The organism is Caldicellulosiruptoraceae bacterium PP1, assembly GCA_041320695.1.
Classification (GTDB): Bacteria; Bacillota; Thermoanaerobacteria; order Caldicellulosiruptorales; family Caldicellulosiruptoraceae; genus JBGGOQ01.
Genome location: JBGGOQ010000014.1, coordinates 1 through 22,334 on the forward strand (window position 1 = coordinate 1; position 22,334 = coordinate 22,334).

At 30.7% G+C, this 22,334-nt stretch carries 17 protein-coding genes and 1 CRISPR repeat array; of the genes, 2 read left to right on the forward strand and 15 right to left on the reverse strand.

The window, feature by feature from the left end; all coding sequences use genetic code 11:
* The first annotated feature begins 36 nt into the window (after nt 1-36).
* A CRISPR array of direct repeats spans nt 37-3,174; the repeat unit is 30 nt; unit sequence GTTTCAATCCCTTATAGGTAGGCTAAAAAC.
* 591 nt (nt 3,175-3,765) lie between these two features.
* Together ACAG39_11465 and ACAG39_11470 are read right to left on the reverse strand one after the other, a co-directional pair.
* Nucleotides 3,766-4,764, reverse strand: coding sequence for a WYL domain-containing protein (locus ACAG39_11465; protein MEZ0537850.1), 999 nt, complete (start codon nt 4,762-4,764; stop codon nt 3,766-3,768).
* Nucleotides 4,748-6,049 (reverse strand): helix-turn-helix transcriptional regulator, encoded by a 1,302-nt coding sequence (locus tag ACAG39_11470; protein ID MEZ0537851.1) that lies wholly within the window; start codon nt 6,047-6,049, stop codon nt 4,748-4,750. Before ACAG39_11470 ends, ACAG39_11465 begins: the two co-directional genes overlap by 17 nt.
* Before the next feature lie 133 nt (nt 6,050-6,182).
* Here ACAG39_11470 and csx20 point away from each other — a divergent pair, with 133 nt between their 5' ends.
* Together csx20 and csx2 are read left to right on the forward strand one after the other, a co-directional pair.
* Nucleotides 6,183-6,587, forward strand: a complete 405-nt coding sequence (csx20, locus tag ACAG39_11475; protein ID MEZ0537852.1) for a CRISPR-associated protein Csx20 — start codon at nt 6,183-6,185, stop codon at nt 6,585-6,587.
* A 14-nt stretch (nt 6,588-6,601) separates the two neighbouring features.
* A complete protein-coding gene (gene csx2 / locus ACAG39_11480) occupies nt 6,602-7,930 on the forward strand; it encodes a TIGR02221 family CRISPR-associated protein (GenBank protein MEZ0537853.1) in 1,329 nt (442 codons plus the stop codon).
* A 99-nt stretch (nt 7,931-8,029) separates the two neighbouring features.
* On the opposite strand, the gene ACAG39_11485 is transcribed toward csx2, so the two are convergent.
* From ACAG39_11485 to ACAG39_11545, 13 genes are all read right to left on the reverse strand, one after another.
* On the reverse strand, nt 8,030-8,218 hold the full coding sequence (locus tag ACAG39_11485) for a hypothetical protein (protein MEZ0537854.1): 189 nt from the start codon (nt 8,216-8,218) through the stop codon (nt 8,030-8,032).
* A 163-nt stretch (nt 8,219-8,381) separates the two neighbouring features.
* Nucleotides 8,382-8,567 (reverse strand): hypothetical protein, encoded by a 186-nt coding sequence (locus tag ACAG39_11490; GenBank protein ID MEZ0537855.1) that lies wholly within the window; start codon nt 8,565-8,567, stop codon nt 8,382-8,384.
* 235 nt (nt 8,568-8,802) lie between these two features.
* Nucleotides 8,803-10,800 (reverse strand): methyl-accepting chemotaxis protein, encoded by a 1,998-nt coding sequence (locus ACAG39_11495; GenBank protein MEZ0537856.1) that lies wholly within the window; start codon nt 10,798-10,800, stop codon nt 8,803-8,805.
* 290 nt (nt 10,801-11,090) lie between these two features.
* Nucleotides 11,091-13,268, reverse strand: coding sequence for a glycoside hydrolase family 3 C-terminal domain-containing protein (locus ACAG39_11500; GenBank protein MEZ0537857.1), 2,178 nt, complete (start codon nt 13,266-13,268; stop codon nt 11,091-11,093).
* Nucleotides 13,269-13,383: 115 nt separating this feature from the next.
* Entirely contained in the window at nt 13,384-13,794 is a 411-nt protein-coding gene (locus ACAG39_11505; GenBank protein ID MEZ0537858.1) for a DUF3842 family protein, read from the reverse strand.
* A 14-nt stretch (nt 13,795-13,808) separates the two neighbouring features.
* Nucleotides 13,809-14,561 carry an energy-coupling factor ABC transporter ATP-binding protein gene (locus ACAG39_11510; protein MEZ0537859.1) on the reverse strand — a complete coding sequence of 251 codons (753 nt, stop codon included), beginning with the start codon at nt 14,559-14,561 and terminating at the stop codon, nt 13,809-13,811.
* Nucleotides 14,562-14,570: 9 nt separating this feature from the next.
* Nucleotides 14,571-15,383 (reverse strand): cobalt ECF transporter T component CbiQ, encoded by an 813-nt coding sequence (gene cbiQ, locus ACAG39_11515; GenBank protein MEZ0537860.1) that lies wholly within the window; start codon nt 15,381-15,383, stop codon nt 14,571-14,573.
* Nucleotides 15,384-15,403: 20 nt separating this feature from the next.
* On the reverse strand, nt 15,404-16,414 hold the full coding sequence (locus ACAG39_11520) for an energy-coupling factor ABC transporter permease (protein MEZ0537861.1): 1,011 nt from the start codon (nt 16,412-16,414) through the stop codon (nt 15,404-15,406).
* A 207-nt stretch (nt 16,415-16,621) separates the two neighbouring features.
* Nucleotides 16,622-18,889 carry a glycoside hydrolase family 3 C-terminal domain-containing protein gene (locus ACAG39_11525; protein MEZ0537862.1) on the reverse strand — a complete coding sequence of 756 codons (2,268 nt, stop codon included), beginning with the start codon at nt 18,887-18,889 and terminating at the stop codon, nt 16,622-16,624.
* Between the two features lie 41 nt (nt 18,890-18,930).
* On the reverse strand, nt 18,931-19,581 hold the full coding sequence (pgmB, locus tag ACAG39_11530) for a beta-phosphoglucomutase (protein ID MEZ0537863.1): 651 nt from the start codon (nt 19,579-19,581) through the stop codon (nt 18,931-18,933).
* An 18-nt stretch (nt 19,582-19,599) separates the two neighbouring features.
* Nucleotides 19,600-20,814, reverse strand: coding sequence for an MFS transporter (locus tag ACAG39_11535; protein ID MEZ0537864.1), 1,215 nt, complete (start codon nt 20,812-20,814; stop codon nt 19,600-19,602).
* A gap of 109 nt (nt 20,815-20,923) precedes the next feature.
* Nucleotides 20,924-21,940: an ABC transporter permease gene (locus ACAG39_11540; GenBank protein MEZ0537865.1), complete on the reverse strand. Its 1,017-nt coding sequence runs from the start codon at nt 21,938-21,940 to the stop codon at nt 20,924-20,926.
* Nucleotides 21,941-22,148: 208 nt separating this feature from the next.
* The coding region (locus ACAG39_11545) for an ABC transporter ATP-binding protein (GenBank protein MEZ0537866.1) at nt 22,149-22,334 on the reverse strand (186 nt) is incomplete at its 5' end.

Genomic DNA, 22,334 nt, shown 5'->3' on the forward strand with positions numbered 1-22,334 from the left:
AAATGGAAACGGATAGATGCTTTGTTAGACGTGTAGGTTTCAATCCCTTAGAGGTAGGCTAAAAACTTGGAATGTATGAGCAAGGTAGGAGACTCCCAGATGTGTTTCAATCCCTTAGAGGTAGGCTAAAAACTCTTCCATTATCATCTATCATCACGCTCCTTCCTTGTTTCAATCCCTTAGAGGTAGGCTAAAAACTAACTCCGTTGTATTCTTCACCAGCAGCCACTCTTGTTTCAATCCCTTAGAGGTAGGCTAAAAACCTGGTAACATGTTCAAACTGAAAGCGTTGTTAATGTAGTTTCAATCCCTTAGAGGTAGGCTAAAAACCTTTGGTATCTTTTTTCCTTGCTGGTACTTGCAATCGTTTCAATCCCTTAGAGGTAGGCTAAAAACTCTGAGCTGAATTTTTCTTTTTGCTGCTAATCTGCTGTTTCAATCCCTTATAGGTAGGCTAAAAACTGCAACCACCCTTTACAGTCGCAAGGCTTTATGACAGTTTCAATCCCTTATAGGTAGGCTAAAAACGCCAAAAAAATTTTAAAAAAAGCTTGCATATTATATGTTTCAATCCCTTATAGGTAGGCTAAAAACAATGGTAGAGAACGCAGGGAAAGGAATTGGAGTATATGGTTTCAATCCCTTATAGGTAGGCTAAAAACATGATGAAAATAAATATATATTTATTACTCCATTTCTGTTTCAATCCCTTATAGGTAGGCTAAAAACCACAAACATTCTTGAACAGCAAAGAGAATTTTATATGTTTCAATCCCTTATAGGTAGGCTAAAAACACTATACACTCCTTTACATCATTTTTTTAAAAAGTATTGTTTCAATCCCTTATAGGTAGGCTAAAAACTTTGAAACTTTAATATAACCTTATGTGTTTGTTTTTTCAGTTTCAATCCCTTATAGGTAGGCTAAAAACTGTCAAAAAGGTGCAGATACTACCCCTTTATTATTGTTTCAATCCCTTATAGGTAGGCTAAAAACAATACGAAAATTGTTAGAAGTACTGATTTAATAGGGTTTCAATCCCTTATAGGTAGGCTAAAAACTAATAAAAAGGCGTTGCAAGAATTTAAAATGTTGTAGTTTCAATCCCTTATAGGTAGGCTAAAAACGCGACTCAAGCACAAAAAGCGGTTAATTATATACTGTTTCAATCCCTTATAGGTAGGCTAAAAACCAAGAAACCATACATGGTAAAATCCATGTATGGTTGTTTCAATCCCTTATAGGTAGGCTAAAAACTTATGATAAGACAAGACGACGTTTATACATTTTCTAGTTTCAATCCCTTATAGGTAGGCTAAAAACATAGCTTCTTTTTCTTCTTCATTATTTGAATTTATGTTTCAATCCCTTATAGGTAGGCTAAAAACCGATATTCTTCTTGAATATCACATGCCGTTATTTTAGTTTCAATCCCTTATAGGTAGGCTAAAAACTTTTAGACGGACTTAATAGAATTGCATACAAAGATGAGTTTCAATCCCTTATAGGTAGGCTAAAAACCAAGAGCGGGACTTTGCGCCCCGCTGGACTAAAACTGTTTCAATCCCTTATAGGTAGGCTAAAAACAAAATATTAAGTGAGTCGATAGCAAAATTACCGCGTTTCAATCCCTTATAGGTAGGCTAAAAACCAAAAACAGCAGAAATAATGGATTATCACTATTTATGTTTCAATCCCTTATAGGTAGGCTAAAAACAGACTTGAGGAGACTAAAAAAGGTCTCCCTGCAATAGTTTCAATCCCTTATAGGTAGGCTAAAAACGAAGTTATAACAGAAAGGTTGTAATGCCTTTCTGTTAGTTTCAATCCCTTATAGGTAGGCTAAAAACCCTCTCTTAAGATTTTCTCTGCTATGAGCCTTGCCAGGTTTCAATCCCTTATAGGTAGGCTAAAAACTTGAGAAAAAAATAAAAGAAATAAATACTAAAGTGTTTCAATCCCTTATAGGTAGGCTAAAAACTTGCTCTCAAAGCTCCATCATATTCTATTTCCTGCCGTTTCAATCCCTTATAGGTAGGCTAAAAACCATATGGAAAAGTACCTTTTTGCTATTTCCTCACCAGTTTCAATCCCTTATAGGTAGGCTAAAAACATTTGTGCCACAAAGACTTTGCAATCTTTATCTTCTGTTTCAATCCCTTATAGGTAGGCTAAAAACTAGGTAATTCAGTAAAATCAATGATTGGTAGGTATTTTGTTTCAATCCCTTATAGGTAGGCTAAAAACGTAAAATTTAATTCAGGTAAAAAATACGGGAATTATAGTTTCAATCCCTTATAGGTAGGCTAAAAACCAAATTAAGTCACTATGAATTAGAATATCAATGGATGTTTCAATCCCTTATAGGTAGGCTAAAAACAGTTACTCTACCTTTTGAATCAACTGTTACCTTTGGAGTTTCAATCCCTTATAGGTAGGCTAAAAACATTAAAAGAGGTTACAAAGTCAAAGAGTCTTTACAATGTTTCAATCCCTTATAGGTAGGCTAAAAACGAGGAAAAGGTAACAATGCAAGAACAACAAAGAAAGTTTCAATCCCTTATAGGTAGGCTAAAAACTCAAATGCTAATGTTAAAGCACCAAATATTTCAATGTTTCAATCCCTTATAGGTAGGCTAAAAACTTTGACAGTTATGCTTAATATTAACGAAATAGATATGTTTCAATCCCTTATAGGTAGGCTAAAAACAAAATAATCATACAAATTTATTATTATATTTATACCTGTTTCAATCCCTTATAGGTAGGCTAAAAACTATGTGTTGAATCTTCTACAATTATACTTGCATTAGTTTCAATCCCTTATAGGTAGGCTAAAAACTTAACTCTGGACTCAATCCTTCTTTCATTCTATAGTAGTTTCAATCCCTTATAGGTAGGCTAAAAACGTTGTTACATCAGTAGGATTGCCTTTATTTTGTTGTTGTTTCAATCCCTTATAGGTAGGCTAAAAACTATAAAACATCTAAAATATATTTTTTTATTGGTACAGTTTCAATCCCTTATAGGTAGGCTAAAAACACTTTCACCCGCTGGTCTTAATGCACCGTTACCCATGTTTCAATCCCTTATAGGTAGGCTAAAAACGAGATACTTAGCAATATGGACAACACAGAAGATATGTTTCAATCCCTTATAGGTAGGCTAAAAACACGTGGAGAGCTTGATATATCTATAGTATATATATACATTATGGTTTTTGTAAAAAACCTGTAATAATTAAATTTTATCACTTATTATAGTCTTGTCAAGTATTTGATGGCAAAAAAATTTTCCTGTCGACCTCCAGGGGTTTTTACGTTATCTTAGGTCGACAGGAGATATTTTATTAGCTATTCTATATTTATTCATTATTATTTTTATATATATACGCTTGTTTTCTCTCTTTTTTATACTTAAAAAATGCATCTTTTAATATTATTTTAGTTATAAAATATTGTTTATACTAAATATATTTTTATTCCATATTGTTATTACAATTCTAAATATTCAACTTTTTAATAATTACATAATTTATAACTTAAATTCCATCCCACTTTTCATCTAATAATTTTGCTTTTGAATATTGAAAAATAAAACTATAGAATATTGGACCTATTGATATATTTTTGTATATCCACAGTAAACTAATCATTACTATATGTGTTCGATAAGTGGAAAATTACCTAGATGAAACTGTCACTGTTGGTTTGGGGAATGGCGAGCCATTCGGAACCGTCCCCATTGGCTCGTTCATTGGTTCGTTAATTTGCATCATAGTTGGATAGTGCTAATTTTATTCTTCTAATTATTTCTTCTTTGATATTTTCTGGTGAAATCACAACTACATTTTTACCAAGCATAAGAATTCTGGATATTATTTCTGTTTCTTCTGATATTAAATAATATATTTCTAATAAATATCTATCGTTTTCGTCATCATATATTAATCTTTTTTCAAAACATGAAAATAGATAAAGTGCTCTTTCTAAAGCATTATTTCTATCTTTTATTGCAATTGTTATGGGTTGTTTAGCTTTTAGATTTTCTAAAAATTCTTTTTCCTCTTCTAAATAAAAGTCAAAGTTATCTATAGTGCTTAATATTGAGATATTAGTTATATTATTAATGCTGCATTTTATTATTTTATCTGTATCATTTGAATAAGCTATAAGATAAAACTTGTCATCCTTTATTGAATACTCAATATTTAATGGAATGGCTGATTTATTATTATATTCAACATTATTATTAGCTTTATAACAAAAGCTTATTTTCTTTCTTTCAACAATAGCTCTTAAAATTTCCCTAATATTATCCAATTTGCTTGTATTACTTTCATAAGCATTTGCATCAGAATTATTTTTGTATGTAACATTTTTTGTTATATCTGGTGATTCTTTAAGAAAATTATCTATATACTCTAAAATCTCGTTATTTAATAATGACCTAAATAGTTCTGATTTACTAATTGAATTAAGCCACAATTTTTCAGAAGCTGTAACTATAGGGATTATTGGGCTATCTATAGATAATTTAAATTTATCTTCTTCTACTTCTTCTAATATGTATAGATTTTGATCTATATCTTTTGATTTGTTCAGTATCATCTCTAAGTATTTCTTATTATATATTTTATATTTATTAAGTATTTTAGATATAGTCTTTTTTGAAATTTTTTTATCTTCTGAAAAGTATGCAGTATTAATTATCTCACATATTGCCTTAAACATATTACTTTTATATTCAACAAAGAGATTCATAGTTTTGTAGCATCTCCTTTAGTTCAGAAACTAATTCTTGGGTTAATTCCTGAGAACTTTCTGTATTTTTTACAATAACTCTATGACCAAAACTTAATAACCATGGTTTTATTTCTTTTATATTTGATAATGAATAATCAACATCAAAAGAATCTTCAGTAATATTTTTAATTTTAGCACCTTTTAATTCTCTTTTTACCCTTTTTAATAAAAAATTGTTACCTTCTTTATCTAATTTAAAATGCAAACTTATACTAATAAATTTGTTTTTTGATGATGGTATAGAAACAAAAAAGCACTTATCAATCAATTTTTCATATTCATTTAAATCATCTTTTGAATACTCACTATCTAAAATTTCTATATCTTGAACCCTATGAACTGGCAAAGCTGAAATCTTTTTATCCTCTTTTAAAACAATAAAATACCATCTTCCAAATTTTCTATCTAAAATAACTTTTATAGGAATACAATTAAATTCTTGAATTCCATTTTTATTTGTTTGGTATTTTATAAAAACTTTCTTAAATAAACTTATTGCTATTAAAAATTGCCAAACATATTCTTCATCCAATACTTGATGGTGGTTATTATATATATACCTAAAAATGTTTCTTTCTTGTTTTTGTTTTAAAAAGTATGAAATTGTATTTTCTATTGTTTCTTTTAAATAGTATCCGGGTACTGATGGATGCAATGTATTTGTATAATAATCAATAATATTTAAAAATATTTCCAATTGCTCTTTATCTTTTATTAGCTTTAAAAAATGCAATAAATCATGTCCTAATTTATATATTTTGCCATTTTCATCTAATTCAACAATATATCCATATTCAACCATTCGTTTTAGTATTCTCCTGAATGTTGTCTCAGAAAAATCAATAAAATGTCTTGAATTATTATCAATATTAGAACATTTTTCGATTAGCTCTTGAAAAGTTAAACCTTCTTTATATTTATATAGTATTTGATGAATTAGTATAAATGCTGAAATTTCATTTTTAGTGAATGTTTTTGAAAAATAGATATTTATTAGCGGATTGTCTTTTCTTATAAATTCTTCTTTTATGTATTGAAATTGCTTTTTTGATATTTTATATTTCCCTAAATTTTGTTCCTGGTTCAATAAAATCTTTATTCTTCTGAGTTCGTCATCATATTTCCTTGGGCTAATATTGAATTTTTTTATATCATCTCTTGAATAGCAACCATAAATATAAAATTTTCTTGAAAATTCTCTTAGTTTATTGAAGTCGTTTATGAAAAGATTAAATTCAGGCATAAGTTCACACCTTCTATAAAAATTCTATTATCAATTAATTTTACCATATTTATAAAAGATATTAATAGTTATGTGATATAATAAATAAATAATATATGTAATATTGTATATTGTAGGTTAATGAGGTGAGCAAATGAATAAACAAATAACTTCTATGTTTTTAATCTTTTCCCATGAACTTACTCAAGAACAAATAGATGATGCTAAAAAGACATTAGGTGTTGAAAAATTTATAAAATTACCCGGTGACATTCAAGAAAAATGGAGCAACATTCCACCAAACATTGAATTGTCATCAGATTTTTTTAAAGATCTTACTAATTTTCTTTTAGCTAATAAAACAAAAGTCAATTATTGTTTAGTTCAAGGAGATTTTGGAGCAACCCACTATATTGTAAATTGGTGTTTTAAAAATGGCTTTACACCAATCTATTCCACAACTGAAAGAAAAGCTGTAGAACACAAAAATGAAGATGGAAGTTTGTCTTTAATAAAAGTGTTTAAACATGTAATGTTTAGAAGATATATAAATGAATAAAGGATGAAGTCTACATGCAAGACAATCTCAATAATAAAAAAAGAGTTTTAATTTCTTTTATAGGTAGAGGTAGCTATGATAAAAATAATAAATATGAAACTGTAATTTATGATTTTGGTAATAATTATAAAATTGAAAAATCATTCTTTGGAGCTGCTTTATATGAATATCTTGAAAAAATAGGTCAAAATGTTGATCAGTGGCTTATTATTGGAACAAAAAATTCAATGTGGTCAGAAATTGCTACAACATTTAATTTTTATGAGGAGAATTTTGATTCTATATTTCCTTTGCAGGAAAAGGTAAAAGGTGAGGAGTTTGATTTATCAAAAGGGCTTTCAGATGTATTATTTAATGAATGGGTTAAATTAATAAGGAGTTATAAAAGTAATGTATCATTATTAATGGTTGATCCGCTAAATAATGAAATATACATAAATTCTCTACTCAATTTATTAGATAAACAAACTGAATACGAAGTAATTATTGATATTACTCATGCTTTTAGATTTATGCCTGTAGTTCTTTCATATTCTATAATGTTAGCAAAAAAGCTTCGAAAAATTAACAATGTAAAAGTTTATTATGGTTCATTAGAACTTACTCCAAGAAGTGAAAAAATAAAACCTGTAATAGATATTAGTATTATCAGTAAAATGGTTTCATTAACAGAGGCTTTATCTATCTATCAAAATTCTGGTTATTTCCCTGTAGTTTTAGATAACCTCAATATTGATAACTCTGATAAAATTTATTTTAAGATTGAAACAAATAGAAGTATTAATGATGATTTAAGAATTTTATTAAATGAGATGGAAGAAAAAAAGTCATCAGAGGATATTTATATAAATGAAATTATTGATTTAGTTGCTGATGAACTTAGTAAATTAAAAAATTCAAGGTATTTAGATGAAAGGATGATTGAAAGAGCTGACTATTTTTATTTTAGGAATCAATATCTAAAATCATTAGTTCTTATTTATGAGGCTCTTTTAATTGCTATTGGAAGAAAACTAAAAGGAATAGGATATAAGGATTTTATTGATTTCAAAGCTGACGAGTTCGAGTGGCGTGATAAGGTTAGGAGGCTTATATGGAATGAACTAAATAATTATACTGATTCAAAATATGAAAAGAACATAATTGTTAAAAGCGGCAATATATATAATATTATATTTGCATTATTTAATATTAGAAACTGTGTTATTCATGGCTCAATACCAAGAGATATTAAAACAAAACTTATCTCGCAAAGCGAGATTGATAGTTACCTTCATAGCTTTAACAAATTTGATAATTTATATAAGCAAGTAAGAACACTATTATATGACATTAATAGTTAATTTAGGGCTGATGATAAAGATATATCTAATTAGATAAAAATAATATTTAATTTTTATGTATTTTTAAAGATTAAATCGAGTAGGAGATGAATAATTATTTTATTCATCTCCTCTTACACCACCGTACATATCGTTCGGTACACGGCAGTGTGATCTGAACCCATAGCTATTATCAGAAAACCTCTTTTTATATATAGGCATTAAAACTTGTGCAGTAGCTAACTGAATAACTCTGTCTACTACATTAGGTATCCCAAGTAGTCTCTTCGCTCCATCAGGTTTTGGTATTTACACTCTCCTGACAGGTTGTGGACTATATTTTCCTTCCAGTAGTGATTACCTTATTTCCTATCCATGTTCTTTTAGGTATTGTAGAAGTCCATCTACTGTCATCCCATCAATACCATGACTTTCCTTATTGGCTTTTACTCTCTTATATGCACTGTTCATATTATTTTTCTGATAATATTTTCTCAAGTATGTCTCTACAGTATTCATTGTCATCCTTTCTTCCTTTATTGAACATGTAAGAAATACTATGCACTTCTACATTATTTTTGAGTTCCTCTCTATTTTCTTGTAGATAGTCTTCTTTATGAAGTTGTCTGCTTTCGTCATATTTCTTCGTGTCTTTCAAAATTCTGAAACCTCCTATCGTTCAGTCCATCCTACGCTAACGCGTATTACGTGGTACTATGACCTCTGCTGACTTCCTTCAGATTCTACCTCTCGGTGGATACCCTTGTCTTAGGCTAACAGTTGTCACTATCAACTCTCTTATCAAACTTCCACCGACAAGATTACGTCCATGTTAGGTGCACAAAAAAAAGCAGTGGATTTCAAAATCCACTGCTTTTGCTATTATACTCATTTTATACTTTAAACTTATCAATCTCATTTACCAACTCATTTGAGATATGTGATAGCTCTTGCGCTGTTGATGCTATCTCTTGAGCTCCTGCATTTATCTCCTCTGTTGATGCTGCAACCTCTTGGCTTGAAGCTGAAGTCTCTTGGGATACTGCAGTTATCTTTTCCATATTGGCAAGTATTGATTGATTAGCTTGGCTGTTTGATTTCATTACATCAAACGCCTCATTTACCTTCGGTGCTATTCCATTAATTGTAGTAAAGATATCCTTAAATGTTATAGTTGTCTTATCAACAGTTTCAATCTGTGTTTTTATCTTTTCATCTAAATCTTCTGAGGTGGTAATAACTCCTCTTGTAGTTTCAACTGTTTCGTTTATAAGTTTTCTTACCTGTTCTGCTGATTGTTTTGCCTGTTCTGAAAGTTTTCTTATCTCTTGAGCAACAACTGAGAACCCTTTACCATACTCTCCCGCTTTAGCAGCCTCTATTGAGGCATTCAAAGAAAGAAGGTTTGTTTGATCTGATATACTCTTAATAGTTTGAACTATATTTGCAATATCTGTTGTTTTTAATTCAAGCTTGTTAATTTCACTTCGCATTTGAGTAAGTGCCTGTTTTGTTCCTTCAACTATCTTTGATAGCTCATCAACCATATTTGAACCTTGCTTTGAGATAGCTAAAGTTGAATCGGTATTTTCTTTTATACCACCAAGTATGTTTTCAAGCCTTACAAGACCTGAGCTAAATTCTTCAAGTGATTGCATTGTCTGGCTTAATGACTCTGATTGATCGTTCATACCGCCAGCTACTTGCTGTATTGCTTCTGTAACCTCATTAATAGATGAAGAAATCTCCTCTGAAGTTGCTGATAAATTTACAGCAGAACTATTTACCTCATTTGCTGATGCTTTAATTGTTTTTAGCATCATGGAAAGAGCATCCAATGTCTTGTTGTAGGCCTCAGCAATGATATTTATCTCATTTGCTATTAATGTTCTATGTTTTATTCTTTCAGTAAAATCACCTATAGCCAATTTACTCATATGTTTTACTATATTGTTTATATAATAAGATATTCTTACTGATACAAGAAGTGATAATAAAACTGCAATTATAATAATAATTAAAACAACAACAATAATATTGTTCCTGATTTTATTTATTGGAGATAATATGTCCTTGTTATTTAATGCTGAAAAATAAACCCAATTAGTAAGCTTGTCCTTAAAATATATAGCTATCTTTTCTTCACCTTTATATGTGTAAGTAAGTTCTCCAGCAATATTTTTATTTATCTCTTCTAACCTATCTGCAATTACAGATTTTGTATTAAGCCTTGTCTTATCTGGATGCATAATAACAGTTCCATTAGGATTCAAAACCACTAAATAGCCATTTACGCCTATCTTGGTAGACTTAATTTCCTCTAACATTTTGGTAAGGTTTAAGTCAATCCCAGCAACGCCAACAACTTGTCCATTTTGAGTAATTGCTTTTGAAACAGTAAGAACAGTGGTTCCAGTTGCAATATCAGTGTACAATTCTGAGATATATGTTTTTTGAGTATCATTAAGTGCACCCTTGTACCAATCCCTTTTCCGTGGATCATAACCCTTTGGTATCTGTGCAATTGGGAACATAATCAACTTACCTGTTGATGTACCAATAAATACATTTAAATATTCATCACTATTAGGCTTTTGAATAGTTGTAAATAAGTCTATCAATCTTCGTTGTGCATCAGCATTTGTTAAAATATTTTTAGAGTCTGGATTATTAGCAATAATATCAACCTGTTGCATTGTTTTCCTGATTATTTCACTTTGGTGATTTACAAAGCTTTTTGTGGCATTTTTGTATACCTCTTTTTCAGAATTTAAAAGAGAAGTGTATAATTTATCTGTTGTAACTTTTGTTATTATTAAAGAAGGTATTAAAATTGAAAGAACGACAAATATAATTAAAAAAAACTTAAGAGATAAAGATCTCTTTTTCATAATATTCTCTCCTCGTCTATAAGAATAAGATAGTATAATTTTAATATTTTTTTCGACATTTTTCAACAAAATTATATTAAATGTAAACTTTTGTATACACAATTTCAATGTTTAATTAATTTTATCAATAATTACTAATATATATATTGCTTTCTATTGTTAAGTTGCAGTTCCTCTTATTGAAATTTAAAATTATGATATATATAGCTAATTAAACAAATTACTCACCTCATATATCTTTTATACTCTTTATCTACCACCTGTAAATAATTTAAAAACATCTATTTGAATTAATATTCTATTTCTGTCTCAGTGCCAAATAGTTCAAATTGTGCATTTAATATGTTGCTTTGTGATAACTCTTGACTTCTTTTATCTGGCTGTGATCCACCAACAAAAATCATATATCTGCCTTGTTTTAACAAACATCTTCCTTGCTCATCTATAAACGCCATTTGTCTTGGTGTAATATTGAATGAAACTTGAGTTTTTTGCCCTTTTTTTAGTTTTATCTTCTTAAAGTCTTGTAGACTATAGTTTGGAACAGTGCATGACGCATCTAATTGCTTTATATAAAGCTCTACAACCTCTTGTCCATCTAATTCTCCTATGTTTTCAACCTCGACTATAACCTCGAGGGATTCCCCTATATTGAGTTTATCTTTGCTCAGTTCTATATTTGAATATCTAAACTTTGTATATGATAATCCATATCCAAAAGGATAAAGAGCTTCATTTTTCATATATCTATAGGTTCTACCTTCCATGCAGTAGTCTGTAAATGGGGGTAACTCCTCAAGAGATTTATAGAAAGTAACAGGCAGCCTTCCAGAAGGATTAAAGTTACCAAAAATAACATCAGCAATTGCATTACCCCCTTCTTCCCCTGGATACCATGCTTGTATTATTGCATCGACATTCTCATCTGCCCAATTTATAGCTAAGGCACTTCCACTTAAAAGAACAAGAATTATTGGCTTTCCTACTTTGTATATTTCCTCTAAAAGTTCTTGCTGAACCTGAGGTAGATTCAAATCTACTTTATCTCCACCAGCCTGAGAATTATATGCATCTCCTGCCTCTCCTTCAATTTGAGGAGAAAGCCCTAAACACATCACAACAACATCTGCTTTTTCCGCTGCTGTTATAGCCTCTGCAAAGCCACCTTTAAAATTATTTGCAAACTCGAATGGTCTACCAATAAGGTCGCAACCCTTTGCATAGTATATTCTTGTATCCTTAGAAGCTCTATTTCTAATACCATCTATTGGGGTTACATACTTTGAAGGCCAACCATTGTAATTCCCTAATAGCACTTCATTGCAAAGTGCATTTGGTCCTATTACAGCAATTGATTTAATATCTTTTGAAAGAGGTAAGATATTATTTTTGTTCTTTAATAAAACTATTGATTCCTGTGCTGATTTTAGTGCTAATTGTCTATGTTCTTCTGAATCAACAACTTCATAAGGTATTTTAGAATATGGAACCAATTCATCTGGATCAAACATGCCTAACTTAAATCTTGCTTTAAATAACCTTTTTACAGCCTCATCAATTCTTTCTTCTGACACAAGCCCTGCAACAACTGCAGTAACCAAATGTTTATATGCATCACCACAGTTTAAATCACAACCACCATTCATTGCAAATGCTGCCGACTCTGCTGCAGTTTCTGTTACATGTTGATGAAGATGAAGATTACAGATAGCACCACAATCAGATACAACAAACCCTTCAAATCCCCATTCTTCTCTTAAAATATCCTCCAAAAGCAATTTATTTCCACAACAAGGAACACCATTTAATTGGTTATATGCACACATTATTGATTCTGCTTTAGCCTCTTTTATACATTCCTTAAAAGCTGGTAAATATGTTTCCATTAAATCCTTAATACTTACCTCTGAATTAAAATTCTCTCTACCTTGTTCTGGTCCACTATGTGCTGCAAAATGCTTTGGTGTTGCAACAGTTTTAAGATATTTAGGATCATTCCCTTGAAGACCCTTTATAAAGTTGACTCCCATTCTGCCAGTTAGGTATGGATCTTCTCCAAATGTTTCATGTCCTCTTCCCCATCTTGGATCTCTGAATATATTCACGTTGGGACTCCATATAGTTAACCCCTTAAATATACCTCTATCATTGTGTTTTATGTATTCATGGTATTTTGCTCTGGCCTCATCAGAAATTGCACACGCAATTCTATACATCAGCTCCTCATTAAAAGTAGCAGCAAGTCCTATAGCTTGTGGAAATACTGTTGCTGTTCCTGCTCTTGCAACCCCATGGAGTGCTTCATTCCACCAATTATACTTTGGTATATCAAGCCTTTCAATTTCAGGTGCGTTATGTACAAGCTGAGACACCTTTTCTGCTAAGGTCATTCTTGAAACAAGGTCTTCAACCCTTTCTTCTATAGAAAGTTCTGGATTTTTATATAGTGGTAAATTATCTTTATTCATATCAAACCCTCCAATTTATTAATTAGTAAGTTTCTTTATTTATTTATATATTACTTAATTATAACATTTTGTATATAAACAAAAAATCCTTGTACAAGTACAAGGACTTTTGTAATTACTTAATTAATTCTTTTATTGTTTTTACTGCTTCATTTATATAATTTGATAGATTATCTTCATGAACACCAACTATAAAAATATTGCACTTATTCATTGGAATCAATATTTTTTTGGCTCTACTTTCAGATATTGCTTTTGCCATATTTGGTGTTATCTCCCCCAACATTGAATTGGCTGAGATAATACCAATTGTACCAACAATAATATCAACCTTATCGGCATTATATACTATGGCATTCTCACCTGATGCGCCTTCATCTGCTCCTGCTTTTAACATTAAAGATGTAGCTAAAGCATTAGCACCAAGAGCAATAATCTCTACATTGCTTCCTGTTTCCTCTCTTAGCTTTTCTATTATAGCTTTTCCTATTCCTCCACCTTGTCCATCTATTACTGCTATTCTCATAAAACCCACACCTTTTATTTACTATTACAGTTTTGGCATTTCTGTATTGACAAAGGCAGTTCTAAATCACAACTTTCCAAAAGCTGTTTATCATATAAGATTTCTTCGGTTTTCCCGTCTTTTATTATCTTACCATTCCTCATAACTAAAACCCTTGAACAAGTTTCTAATATCATATCAAGGTCGTGTGAAGCAATAAGTTTTGTTTGAGGTAAATTGTTGATTATATTTATAAACCTTCTTCTTGATTTTGGGTCAAGTGCTGTTGTAGGCTCATCCATTAAAAGTATTTGAGGCTCTAAAGAAAGTATTGAGGCTATTGCAGCAAGCCTTTTTTCTCCACCAGAAAGTTTATATGGAGCTTTATCCTTAAGGTGGTATATACCAACAGTTTTCAAAGCATCTTGTACCTTTTTGTCAACCTCATCTTCAGAAAATCCATAGTTCACAGGTCCAAATGCAACATCGTCATAGACAGTTGTCATGAATAGCTGGTCATCTGGATCTTGAAACAAAAAACCAATTTGCTTTCTAATTTTTATAAGGCTTTGTTTGTTTAAGATATCATCAAATATCTTAATTTGACCATCTTTTAAGTCATTTAATCCAACCAAAAGTGATAACAGTGTTGATTTCCCTGCTCCATTATGTCCAATTAATCCAACCGATTCACCTTTTTGTATTTCAAAACTTATATCATCAATGGCTTTATGACCATCAGGATACGTAAAGAATATATTACTTACCTCAATTGCATTTTTCTTCATTTATTCACCTCAGTAAAACAGTGCATTAATAAAATTCCCAATCAAAAGTGTAACATTTACAAATCTAATGATAACAAAAAAGATAGACCAGCTCAATAAATATATAATGTCTTTTTTATCAATTTTCTCTTTAATTCCAATTACAAATCTATTGTTAAAGCCTTTAAGTTTCATAGCATTATATACCCTTTGTGCCCTATCGAAGGAACGTATTAATATCCCACCAGCAAAAGACCCCCATGCCTTGTACATTATCCCTTTGCTATTTGCAGCTCTTAGCTTATATGCATTAATCGACCTTGCTACCTCATCAAGTAAAAGGTTTATGTATCTATATGTCATAACAAACTGCAAGATAAGTATATCAGGTAATCTAATTTTTTTTAATGAATATGCTAACTTATCTATACTTGTTGTTGAAAGAAGCAAAAGTGTCGCAATTATTGTTAAGAAATACTTTATTATTAATGAAAAAAATGAAATCCAACCATAAGATATAGGCACACCAAAAATATTAAATGCTATTGTTTTTTCAAAAATGGGATTAAATATACCTATACCTAAAATAATAGGTGATGAAAATAATATAATTTTAATAAGTGGTTTTGCTGGTATATCTGATATTGCAAAAATATATATAGGATAAAAAATGAAAGGCATAAGCCTTTCAATGCTATATTTATCAAATGACATAACAAAAGAAATATACATCAATGTTAAAAATAACTTTACCAATGGATGTATCTTATTTATATAAATATTTCTATTTGATAACTCATCAAAAAGATTTAATCTATTAATACCATTATTTGTGAAAGACATATTTTAGTCCCCTAACTATTTTATGTTGTTTTACTTTTTTTCCTTGCTTTTATGATTATACCAATAAATAAAGCAAATGCAAATACAATAACTGCTCCAACAATACCTGAAGTAGATGTCCCCATTCTTTCTTGGCTTAAATCTTTATTTTTTGTGTCTACCTTAAATTGATAATCAGGAAATAAAGAAAGCTTCTCTTGAAATTTCCCAAGTTTTTCATATAAGCTTCCTTTACTCTTTAAATCTTCACTACCAGTAATCTTTTGAATTGACCATTCAAGCCCATCAGGATTTGATGAAGCAAACCATGAAACAAAGCCCCCAACAATTAATGAGAGGAGGGTAAATATAACCACTAATTTCTTTACAGCATCTGTTTTTATGGTTTCTTTTTTTTCATTTAAAATCTCAGGTTTCATTTTATATACAAACAAAACAATAGAACCTGTTATAACACCCTCAACAATTCCGATTGCTAAATGAATAGGCTGCATCAAAAGAACAAATGTAGAAAATGGCAGTTCAGTTTTACCAGAAAGTATTGTTTCTACAACAACACTAAAAGCACCTAACTGAAGTCCTACAACTACTGATAAAATTGTTGATAAAAATACATTCTTGGTATTATAGCCTTTTTTTATTAACTTTTTATAAATCAATGGGTAGGCTATAAAACATGTATAAAAACCTAAGTTAAAGATATTGCAGCCAAGTGCCAAAAGCCCACCATCAGCAAAAAATAGTGCTTGTATTGCTAAAATAACAGCCATTGTTATAAAACCGGCATATGGACCAAGCAATATAGAAAGAAGCAAGCCTCCTCCTATATGACCACTTGAGCCTGTTACTGGTATAGAAAAGTTAATCATCTGAGCAGCAAATACAAATGCTCCCATAACACCCATCATAGGTATTTTTCTATCGTCTAAATTCTCTTGCACTTTTTTTATTGAATAGGCTAACGTCGCTCCTGTTGCTATGTACATCGTTCCTCCTACATAAGGAGAAATTAAGGCATCTGCCATATGCATAAAAATAACCTCCTCAATCAAGAAATATTTTACATAAAAAAGCCATGAAGGTACTAACATCTTTGCAAAGATGTCAAAAAGCCTTCATGGCTGAAATTTTGTGGTTTTAAAAATTTGTATCTATGTTTAAATATCTAATTTGAAAGCCTTCGTGGCTTTCATTACATATTATATTATAATGAAAAATATCCTATTTGTATACCATTGTTATTCATTTAACTTATTTATCATTTCATTCATCATTTCTTCAGTGAAATGGCCAGCTCCAAACATTACAAGTCCTCTTAGCGGCATTTCTTTCATAAATGTAAGGGCTATCCCCATATCAACTCCCTGAAATGCACTGAATATTGCGTTCTTTTTCATATTCTCCCACATTATATTTAATATCTCTTTACCCTTTGGATCATCCATTAATTCAGCTATTGTTGAATTTCTGTCAAAAACCTTTTTAATTGGTGTTGTTGAAATAACCTTTATTGTTTCAGAAAGAACAATATCCTTTGATGATTTTCCTATCATTATTTCAAAATCACCTGTTTCAACAAACCAATCCTTAATATATTCATTATAGTATGCAAATGCTCTTTTATCTAGTTCGAATGAAACCTCTGTTTCTTCATCAGGTGCAAGATAAACCTTTTTAAAGCCCTTTAGTTCTTTTAATGGCCTTTGAACAGAGCTTTCAATATCTCTTACGTAAAGCTGTATTATTTCCTTTCCTGCTATACTACCTGTATTTTTTACTTTTACAGAAACCTTTACAGTTTCGGTATCTTTAATTTCCTTTTTATCAACCTTTATATCTGAATATTCAAAATTTGTATAAGAAAGACCGTATCCAAATGGGAATAAGACATCAATACCCTTTGTATCGTAATATCTATATCCTACAAATACACCTTCTTTGTATTCTACCTTTTTGCCATCACCGGGATAATTTAGATATGCAGGTGTATGGGATAGTTTAAGAGGGAATGTTTCTGGCAGTTTACCGCATGGACTATAAAGTCCAAATAAAATTTCAGCAATAGCACCTGAAACAGCCTGCCCTCCTAAATAACATTCAAATATCCCTTTGACTTTATCTACCCATGGCATTTCTATTGGAGCACCATTCATTAATACTACAACAACATTTTTATTAACCTTTGCAATTTCCTCTATTAAAATGTTATGGCTCTTTGGCATACTAAGATCTTTTCTATCATATCCTTCTGATTCATATATTTCAGGGAGTCCTGCGAAAATAACAGCAACATCTGATTGTTTTGCTATATCAATTGCTTGGTTTATCAAGTAATTATCAGTATCAGTTGAATCTAACTTGTATCCTCTTGCATAAAGAAGGTTAGCCTTGTTTTCAGTAATTTTAGCTATTTCATCAAAAGCTATATCTATCTTTGTTGGATTTACATGTGAACTTCCGCCACCCTCAAATCTTGGATTCTTTGCAAATTCACCAATTATTGCAATTGTTCCTTCTTTCTTAAGTGGAAGAATATTATCCTGATTTTTCAAAAGAACAATGCCTTCTCTTGCAACCTTCTTTGCTAATTCATGATGTTTTTCTTTATCGTATGTTGCATTTTTCTTTTTGTTTTCTAATCCCTTAAATACAAGTTCAAGAACCCTTTCAACAGCTTTATCTAAATCTTCTTCGGTTATTTCACCATTTTGAAGTGCTCTTCTTATTTGATTTTCACCAAAACCATTGCTTGAAGGCATTTCAAGGTCAAGACCAGCTTTTAGTGCTTTAGCTCTTTCATCAACAGCACCCCAGTCTGATACAACAAGGCCTTCATATCCCCATTCCTCTCTTAGTACTTTAGTTAATAGCCAATGATTCTGAGTGCAGTAGTCGCCATTAACTCTGTTATACGCTGCCATTATAGTCCATGGTTTACCTTCTTTTATTGCATACTCAAAAGCAGCAAGATATATTTCTCTTAATGTCCTTTCATCTGCAACAGCATCAATAGCCATTCTTCTATATTCCTGATTGTTAACTGCAAAATGCTTTATTGATGTTCCTACTCCTTGGCTTTGAACACCCTTTATGTAGCTTGCTGCAAGATGTGAAGCAAGATATGGATCTTCTGAAAAGTATTCAAAATTCCTTCCACATAAAGGTGTTCTTTTGATATTTACCCCTGGCCCTAAAATGACCGAAACACCTTCTGCTTGACATTCCTCACCTATTGCCTTCCCAATTTCTCCGACAGCCTCTGTATCCCAAGTACTTGCTAAGCATGAAGCAGTAGGAAAACATGTTGCATTAACACTGTTATAGATCCCTAAGTTGTCAGCTTTACCCTTTTGTTTTCTTAAACCATGAGGACCATCAGATACCATAATCTTTTCAACACCAAGTCTTTCAACAGCTTTTGTGTGCCAAAATCCTTCTCCGGAACATAATGAAATCTTCTCCTCAAGAGTCATTTGAGATATAATCTCTTTAATATTTTGATTCATTTATCCATTCCCCCAATGTTTTTATATTAATAAAATATTTTCTAAAATAACATATCTACATCAAACTCATGTAATCCTTTGATTACAATATCAGCTTTTGATAATATTTTTTCATCGCCTATTCCAACTGCAAACATATTTGCTGATTTTGCAGCCTGTATTCCAGCTTCTGCATCCTCAAACACAACACATTCCTCTGGTAAGATATTAAGTTCCTTTGCTCCTAATAGGAAAACCTCTGGGTCTGGTTTTGCTTTAGATGTTTTTGTCCCATCAATTATTGCATCAAAAAGGTCTTTAATTCTTAGATTATTTAGTATTAGCTGTGCATTTTTGCTTGCTGAACAAAGAGAAATTTTAACACCTTTTTCTCTTAATTTAATAAGGCACTCTTTAGCTCCAGGTAATATTTCAGATTCATCCATTTTGGTTATATATTCTACATACCAGTTGTTTTTCTTTTCAGCCAACTTAATTTTTTCCTCTTCACTAAAGCTAAGCCCACCTACTTCTAACAGTATCTCTAAAGACCTCATACGGCTTACACCCTTTAGCCTTTCGTTGTCTTTTTCTGTAAAATCAAATCCAAGCTCTTTTGCAAGCCTCTTCCATGCAAGATAATGATACTTTGCAGTATCAACAATAACCCCATCTAAATCAAATAATGCTGCTTTGTATTTCTTATAAGTCATCTGTATACCTCCATTTTCTTATTCTATTGCTTGACAAATTTTATTATTAACTATATCTGTATCTTTTTTCGTGTGTTTTTTAAGAAAAATATAGTATCCAATTATCGCAAATATAACAAATACTACACATAAGATAAAGACTGCCTTAAAACCTATCTTTTGTGCTATTACACCAAAAGCAATAGAGCCTATTCCAACCCCAAAATCCATAGCTGAAAAGAATGTTGCATTAGTAGTTCCTCTTCTTTCTGGAGGTGAGAGCCTTATTAAGAGTGCATTTAATATTGGCTGAGTAGAGCCAAATCCAAACCCGTAAAAAATCCCTGCAACAACAAACCATTCGATACTTTTTGCATATATTAGAATAACAAAATTAATAATTAAGAATATCATTCCGGGTATCAATATTAAAGAGGTATCCACTCTATCTGCAATACGACCTATTATAGGTCTTGTTATAAGAAGAGCTATTGCATATACTGTGAAAAATATACCTATATTATTAATCCCTTTTGAAAGGGCATAGGTAGGCAAAAAGGTCATTACTGCACCAACTGGGATCATTATCAAAAATACAACTATCGAACTTGGCATTGCTGTTTTTTCAACTATTACAATCTTTTTATTTGTGTTTTTCCCTTGCTGTTCAATTGATTTTTGAAAATTTAGCAAAAATGCCATCATAAGCCCTAACAAACAGACAAAATAAAATATAAAAAATGATGTCTTATAGCTTATATTGTTTATTAAAAACAATGTTGCTGTTGGTCCTATTGCTGTTGCTATTATATTTGATATGCCAAAATACCCAATCCCTTCAGTAAGCCTTGATTCTGGAAGTATATCTGCAACAACTGTTCCATTAGCCGTAGTATACGCACTAAACCCTATTCCATGTAAAAACCTTATAATTAACAATAGTATTATTGATGAAATAAGTCCATATGAAAATATGAATATTGAAAAAAGAAATATACCACCAATCAATATTATTTTTCTTCCTTTAGTATCAACCAAATTCCCAAATATAGGTCTAAATATTAGTGCAGATATTGTAAATACTCCCATCATCATACCTGCATCAGATTTATTTCCTCCTATATACTGTGCGTAAAGTGGCAGTGCTGTATTTTGCATATTAAATGAAAAACTAAGCAAAAATGACATAATCATAATCTTGATAAAATTTGATGTCCAGAGCTTCTCAGGTAAATTTGTTTGACTTTTTTGCATATTCATTGTCTCCCTTTATTTTATATTGTTTATCTTTTTTGATATTATAAGCTTATGGTTTCTTTAGATAATTGGAATAATAAATCTAAATTATATCTTCTAAAGTAATTCATCTCTCCCCTTCTTGTGCTGCTCTAATTCTCGGGTCAATAAAACCATATGCTATTTCCACTAAAAAATTTGCTAACAATACCGCTACAGTAATAAATAATGTACAACCTTGTATTAAAGGATAATCTAATTGTCTTATTGCTGTAAAAAGCAGCGTTCCTACACCTGGATATGAAAAGACATTTTCAGTTACTAAAGCCCCTGACATCATTGTTCCAAATGATAATGCAAGACCTGTTACCTGAGGTAACATAGCATTTCTAAAGACATATTTTATTATTTTCTTATCATTTAATCCAAGTGTCCTTGAGTAATATATGTAATCAGTAGTAAGCTCATATAAAGCCATCTGTCTCATTCCTATTGCTTGCCCACCTATTGCTACTATTACAAGTGATAAAAATGGAAGAACGTAATGCTTTGATATACTTGCTACATAATTCAATGAAAATGAAGGTATAATTCCAAAATCAAAACCTCCACTTGATGGTAATATAGGCCATTTAACTGTAAATAAATATAAAAGAATAATAGCCAAACAATAATAAGGTATATTTGAAAATACAAGTGATGTTGTAAATACTATATCATCAACCTTCTTCCCTTCATATGCACTAAAAGCACCTAATATATTCCCTATTATCCACCCTAATAGTATTGCAGGAATTTGTAATCCTAAAGACCAAGGTAAAGCTTGTTTAATCAAATCAATAACTTTACCGGGATATAACATAAATGATGTTCCAAGATCAAATCTTAATATGTTTTTTAAATACTCTATATATTGTATTAATAAAGGCTTATCTAACCCAAACTCTCTCATATATGTTTCATAAAATTTTTTTATTGCTTCTCCCTGAATATTGCCACTCATTGATAGCTGGCTTACCATAAGTTGAACCGGGTTACCTGGTATCAATCTTGGCAATATAAAATTTAAGCTTATAGCAGTATAAAAGGCTACCAAATACCAGAATAACTTTTGCAATAAATAATTAACAAATTTTTTATTCATAATTTGCCGCCTTCTTTTTTGTTTTTATAAAAGCCAAACTATCCCTTCTAAATAATATTTAAACATAATTAATTTGCAAAGTCTTTGCCTTTTTTAATCAGAATTTTATACTTTTTTGTCTTCTTTTATATATCATTTATTTCAAATATAAATTATCTTAAGCCCATGATAGGCTAAAGCCAAGTCATGGGCTTGATGATATTTAGCTTTATAGATCCCATTTTCTCATTATAACCGGCACATCTGATAGTAGCTTCTTGGTATACTCGTGTTTCGGGTTCTCTACCACCTCATCTGCTGTACCCTGCTCTACTATCTCCCCTCTATTCATCACAAGCAATCTATCGCTTGTATAATATGCTAACCCTATATCATGGGTTATGAATATTATTGT

What these genes read in the sequence shown, in the direction of transcription:
- ACAG39_11465 (MEZ0537850.1), bottom strand. Translation starts at nt 4,764, where the DNA reads ATGAATCTCTTTGTTGAATATAAAAGTAATATGTTTAAGGCAATATGT.
- ACAG39_11470 (MEZ0537851.1), bottom strand. Translation starts at nt 6,049, where the DNA reads ATGCCTGAATTTAATCTTTTCATAAACGACTTCAATAAACTAAGAGAA.
- csx20 (MEZ0537852.1), top strand. Translation starts at nt 6,183, where the DNA reads ATGAATAAACAAATAACTTCTATGTTTTTAATCTTTTCCCATGAACTT.
- csx2 (MEZ0537853.1), top strand. Translation starts at nt 6,602, where the DNA reads ATGCAAGACAATCTCAATAATAAAAAAAGAGTTTTAATTTCTTTTATA.
- ACAG39_11495 (MEZ0537856.1), bottom strand. Translation starts at nt 10,800, where the DNA reads ATGAAAAAGAGATCTTTATCTCTTAAGTTTTTTTTAATTATATTTGTC.
- ACAG39_11500 (MEZ0537857.1), bottom strand. Translation starts at nt 13,268, where the DNA reads ATGAATAAAGATAATTTACCACTATATAAAAATCCAGAACTTTCTATA.
- ACAG39_11505 (MEZ0537858.1), bottom strand. Translation starts at nt 13,794, where the DNA reads ATGAGAATAGCAGTAATAGATGGACAAGGTGGAGGAATAGGAAAAGCT.
- ACAG39_11510 (MEZ0537859.1), bottom strand. Translation starts at nt 14,561, where the DNA reads ATGAAGAAAAATGCAATTGAGGTAAGTAATATATTCTTTACGTATCCT.
- cbiQ (MEZ0537860.1), bottom strand. Translation starts at nt 15,383, where the DNA reads ATGTCTTTCACAAATAATGGTATTAATAGATTAAATCTTTTTGATGAG.
- ACAG39_11520 (MEZ0537861.1), bottom strand. Translation starts at nt 16,414, where the DNA reads ATGCATATGGCAGATGCCTTAATTTCTCCTTATGTAGGAGGAACGATG.
- ACAG39_11525 (MEZ0537862.1), bottom strand. Translation starts at nt 18,889, where the DNA reads ATGAATCAAAATATTAAAGAGATTATATCTCAAATGACTCTTGAGGAG.
- pgmB (MEZ0537863.1), bottom strand. Translation starts at nt 19,581, where the DNA reads ATGACTTATAAGAAATACAAAGCAGCATTATTTGATTTAGATGGGGTT.
- ACAG39_11535 (MEZ0537864.1), bottom strand. Translation starts at nt 20,814, where the DNA reads ATGCAAAAAAGTCAAACAAATTTACCTGAGAAGCTCTGGACATCAAAT.
- ACAG39_11540 (MEZ0537865.1), bottom strand. Translation starts at nt 21,940, where the DNA reads ATGAATAAAAAATTTGTTAATTATTTATTGCAAAAGTTATTCTGGTAT.